This is a genomic window from Pseudoroseomonas cervicalis ATCC 49957, from assembly GCF_000164635.1.
GTDB classification, from domain to species: Bacteria; Pseudomonadota; Alphaproteobacteria; order Acetobacterales; family Acetobacteraceae; genus Pseudoroseomonas; species Pseudoroseomonas cervicalis.
Window position 1 is genome coordinate 254,337 of the sequence record NZ_GG770777.1, and the last position, 4,715, is coordinate 259,051.

The window sequence follows — 4,715 nt, forward strand, 5'->3', positions numbered from 1 at the left end:
ATGGGTGCTGCTGCCGGGGCATGACGGCGCCGCCCGGCTGCTGCAGGCCGCCGAGGCCACGCCGGGGGAAAGCTCCGCCTATGGCCGCGTGCTGCGCTGGGACGCGGTGGAGAGCGCGCCCGCCCTGCCGCCCGCCGACTGGCTGGCCGCAGGCGCCTGGGCCACCCTGGCCGCGATGGCCGGCGCGCTGGAGCGGATGCTGGAGGAGACGGTGCGCTATGCCGGGGAGCGGCGGCAGTTCGGCCGCCCCATCGCCGCCTTCCAGGCGGTGCAGCAGCAGCTCAGCGTGATGACGGAGGATGTCTTCGCCGCCCGCATCGCGGCGCAACTCGCCTCGCTGCCGGGCGGCGCGGGGCTCGCGGGGCTGGACACGGCGCGCATCGCCGCGGCCAAGTCGCGCATCGGCGAGGCGGCCTCGCGCGCCGCCGGCATCGCCCATGCGGTGCACGGCGCCATGGGCATCACCGCCGAGCATGAGCTGCACCTCTGGACCGGGCTGCTGCACCGGGGCAGGCTGCGCTTCGGGGCGGAGAGCCACTGGAATGCCTGGCTGGGCGAAGCCTTCCTGCGCGGCGCGGAGGGCGAATCCCTCGGCTTCGTGCGCGCGCGGCTGTCTCCGCTCCCCGTGGAGGAAACGACACCTTGAACGACTTCCTGACCATCGCGCGCGACGGCCCCATCGTCACGCTCACCATGAACGCGCCGGAGAAGCGCAACGCGCTGTCCATCGAGGGCGGCAGCACCGAGGCCTTCACCGAGGCCTGCGCCTTCATCGCCGCCGAGCGGGACGTGCGCGCGGTGATCCTGACCGGCGCCGGCAGCGCCTTCTCCGCCGGCGGCGACCTCAAGGCGATGCGCGACCGCTACGGCATGCCGCCCGCCGAGATCCGCGACAGCTACCGGCGCGGCATCCAGAAGATTCCTCTCGCGCTCTACGATCTCGACGTGCCGACCATCGCCGCGGTGAACGGGCCGGCGATCGGCGCGGGGCTCGACCTCGCCTGCATGTGCGATATCCGCATCGGCGCGGAAAGCTCCTCCTACGCCGAGAGTTTCGTCAGTGTCGGCATCGTGCCGGGGGATGGCGGGGCGTGGCTGCTGCCGCGCGCCGTGGGCCAGTCCAGGGCCGCCGAGATGGCCTTCACCGGGGACCGGCTGGACGCCCAGGCGGCGCTCGCCTGCGGGCTGATCTCCCGCGTGGTGCCGGACGACCAACTGATGGAGGAGGCGCGCGCGCTCGCCGCCCGCATCGCCCGCAACCCGCCGCAGGTGCTGCGCCTGACCAAGCGCCTGCTGCGCGAGGGGCAGCATATGCGGCTTTCCTCGCTGCTGGAGCTGTCGGCCGCCTATCAGGCGCTGGCGCACAGCACCGAGGACCACCGGGAGGCGCTGCAATCCTGGTTCGAGAAGCGCCCGGCGCAGTTCCAGGGGCGCTGAGGTGATGGATGTGGAGGCGCTGCCGCGCCGCGTGCCGCTGGAGGGATGCAGCAATCTGCGCGACCTCGGCGGCTACCGGACGGCCGATGGGCGGCGGGTGCGGTTTGGCCAGGTCTATCGCGCCGCCGCGCTGGGCACGCTGACGGAAGCGGATCTGGCCGTGCTGGAAGGGCTTGGCCTGCGCACCGTCTGCGACCTGCGCGGCGAGCGCGAGCGGGAGCGCGCCCCCTCCCGCCTGCCGGATCCGGGGCCGGAGGTGGTGCCACTGCCGATCGAGCCCACCGTCGGCGCCGCGCTGCGCGACATCCTGGCCCGCGCCGAGGCGACGGGCGAGGATGTGGTCGGGCTGCTGGCGCGCGCCTACCAGGCCTATGCCACCGCCAAGCTGCCGCAATACCGCGCGCTGATGGCGCTGGTGGCGCGGCCGGAGCGGCGGCCGCTGGTGTTCCACTGCTCGGCGGGCAAGGACCGCACCGGCTTCGGCGCCGCGCTGCTGCTCACCGCCCTTGGCGTGCCGCGCGAGACGGTGATCGAGGACTACCTCGCCACCAACCGCTTCTGGGACGGGCACGCCGCCCTGCCGGCGCACACCCCGCCCGCCGCGGCCGAGGCGCTGAAGCGCGCCCATGCGCCGCTGCTGGAGGCCGCGCTGGACACGGCGCTGCGCGGCCATGCCGACACCGGCGCCTTCCTGGAAGCCTCGCTCGGGCTGGACGCGGCACGCCTCGCCGCGCTGCGTGACGCCCTGCTGGAATAGCCACACCGGATCAACGCCAGCGGCCGCCGCGTCAATGAGCGGCCGCGGCCCAAGGAGGAAGCGATGGAGAGAAGAGACCTGCTGCGGGCGGCCACCGCCCTGGCCACCGGGGCCGCCCTGGCGCGGCCTGGCCTGGCCCGGGCCGCGGCCTTCCCGTCGCGCCCGGTGACGATCGTGGTGCCGTTCCCGCCGGGCGGCTCCACCGATGTCGCGGCGCGCAGCATGGCGGACCGCATGGCGCCGATCCTGGGCCAGCCGGTCCTGGTCGAGAACAAGCCGGGCGCGCAGACCATCATCGGCGCCGAGGCGGTGTCGCGCGCGGCGCCGGATGGGCACACGCTGCTGATGTCCTCGGGCACGACCCTCACCCTCAACCCGCTGCTGCCCGAGCGGCTGCCCTACCGGCCGGAGGATTTCGCGCCCGTCATGCTGGTCTCGAAGCTGCCCTTCGCCGTGGCGGTGAAGAGCAGCCTGCCGAAGACCATCCCCGACTTCGTGGCGCTGGCGAAAAGCCAGCCCGGCAAGCTGAACTACGGCTCCAACGGCCCGACCAGCTTCAACAACATCGCCGCCATCGTCGCCTTCGAGGGGATGGGCATCCAGCTCACCGAGGTCACCTATCGCGGCGACGCGCAGCAGCTCACCGACCTGCTGGGCGGCACGCTCGACGCCATCGTGGTGGGCGGCAGCTCCGGCCTCAACGCGCACCGCTCGGGCCGGGCGCACATCATCGGCTGGACCGGTGACCAGCGCGTGGCGGCCACGCCCGAGATCCCGACCTTCTCCGAGTTCGGCCCCAACATGGTGGCGCAGACCTGGTTCGGCCTGCTCGCCCCCGCTCGCACCCCGCCCGAGGCGGTGATGGCGCTGAACGCCGCCGCGCGGAAGGCGATGGAGGCGCAGGAACTGCGCGACCGCCTGCTGGCCGAGGCGCAGTACGCCGCCGGCGGCTCGCCCGAGGAATTCGCCACCTTCCTGCGGAGCGAGATGGAGCGCTGGCGCCCGCTGGTGCAGCGCCTCGCCGCCGCCGCGCCCCGCTGATCCCTGTTGTCCGTCCGCCGCGCCCGGTCGCTTCCGGGCGCGGGCTTTGGAGTGCCACCATGCCCGAGAGTCACCACCCCACCTCCCGCCCGCTCTACCGCGCGGCCGATCTGCGGCCGCTGCTGTCGCCGCGGAGCATCGCCGTGGTGGGGGCCTCGGCGCGGCAGGGCTCGTTTGGCGAGCGCACCGTACATCATCTCGCGGGCTTCACCGGCCGGCTGCACCTGGTGAATAGCCGCTACGACCGGCTGGGCGAGCGCCCCTGTCACCCGAGCCTGACGGCCCTGCCGGAGGTGCCGGAGCTGGTGGTGGCGGCGACGCCGATGGAGGCGGCCGAGGCGGTGCTGGAGGAATGCGTCACGCTCGGCGTCGGCGCGCTGGTGCTCTACGCCGCGGGCTTCGCCGAGACGGCGCGGCCCGAGCGCGTGGCGCTGCAGGCGCGGCTGGTGGCGCGGGCACGGCAGGGGCGGGTGCGGCTGGTCGGCCCCAACTGCCTCGGGCTGGTGGATTACGCGAGCGGCGCCTGGGCCAGCTTCATGAGCGTGCCGAAGCCCTGGCGGCCGCTGTCCGGCCCGGCCATCGGCATCGTCAGCCAGTCGGGCAATCTGGGCTTCGCGCTGGCCCAGGCCACCGAGGCCGGGGCGGCGGTGGGCCGCATCCTCACCTGCGGCAATTCGGCCGATGTGGATGTCGCCGACTATGTGGCGGCGCTGGCCGAGGACCCCTCCTGCTCGGCCATCGCGCTGTTGTTCGAGGGCCTGTCCGACCCGCGCCGGCTGCTGGAGGCGGCGGAGCTGGCCTGGGCCAACGACAAGCCGCTGGTGGTGCACAAGCTGGCCACCGGCGCCAGCGGCGCCGAGGCGGCGCTGTCGCACACCGGCTCGCTGGCCGGGTCGGAGGCCGCCTACCGTGCCGCCTTCGCCCGCTGCGGCGCGGTGATGGCCGAGCAGTATGAGGGGCTGCTGGAGCTGACCAGCTTCCTGGCCAAGGCGCCGCCGCCGCGCGCGGCGGGTGTGGCGGTGGTTTCCACCTCCGGCGGCTCGGCCATCATGGCGGCGGACCGGGCGGAGGCGCGCGGCGTCGCCATGCCGCAGCCGGGCGAGGCCGCGCGCGCGGTGCTGGAGGCGCGCATCCCCGAATTCGGCTCCGCCCGCAACCCCTGCGACGTCACCGCCCAGGTGCTGACCGACCCGGATTCGCTGCGCGCCTGCGCCGGCGCCCTGCTGGCCGACCCGGCCTATGGCGCGCTGATCATGCCGAACGGCTTCGCCTACGACACCGCCACGCCGCGCTACGCCATGCTGGACGCGCTGGCGGCGGAGCATGGCAAGCCCGGCTGCATCGTCTGGACCAGCCAGTACCTCGAAGGCCCCGGCGCGCGCGAGGCGGAGGCGCTGCCGCGCGTGGCGCTGTTCCGCTCGATGGACCGCTGCATGGCGGCGCTGGCCGCCTGGCAGGCGCGCGCCGCGCTGCGCGCTTC

The 4,715-nt window shown here is 74.4% G+C and carries 5 protein-coding genes; all 5 read left to right on the forward strand.

Translation table 11 applies throughout. The annotated features are described in order from the left end of the window. A partial coding sequence (locus HMPREF0731_RS01035; protein ID WP_007002125.1) for an acyl-CoA dehydrogenase family protein occupies positions 1-646 on the forward strand: 646 nt, incomplete at its 5' end. Beyond that, positions 643-1,437 (forward strand): crotonase/enoyl-CoA hydratase family protein, encoded by a 795-nt coding sequence (locus tag HMPREF0731_RS01040; protein WP_007002126.1) that lies wholly within the window; start codon positions 643-645, stop codon positions 1,435-1,437. The genes HMPREF0731_RS01035 and HMPREF0731_RS01040, both read left to right, overlap by 4 nt. A gap of 4 nt (positions 1,438-1,441) precedes the next feature. Beyond that, positions 1,442-2,194 (forward strand): tyrosine-protein phosphatase, encoded by a 753-nt coding sequence (locus HMPREF0731_RS01045; protein WP_007002127.1) that lies wholly within the window; start codon positions 1,442-1,444, stop codon positions 2,192-2,194. 63 nt (positions 2,195-2,257) lie between these two features. Continuing rightward, the gene (locus HMPREF0731_RS01050; RefSeq protein WP_007002128.1) at positions 2,258-3,235 is read left to right on the forward strand and encodes a Bug family tripartite tricarboxylate transporter substrate binding protein; all 978 of its coding nucleotides are present in this window, start codon (positions 2,258-2,260) and stop codon (positions 3,233-3,235) included. A 59-nt stretch (positions 3,236-3,294) separates the two neighbouring features. Next, positions 3,295-4,715 (forward strand): CoA-binding protein (locus tag HMPREF0731_RS01055; protein WP_007002129.1); only part of this gene is annotated, 1,421 nt, incomplete at its 3' end.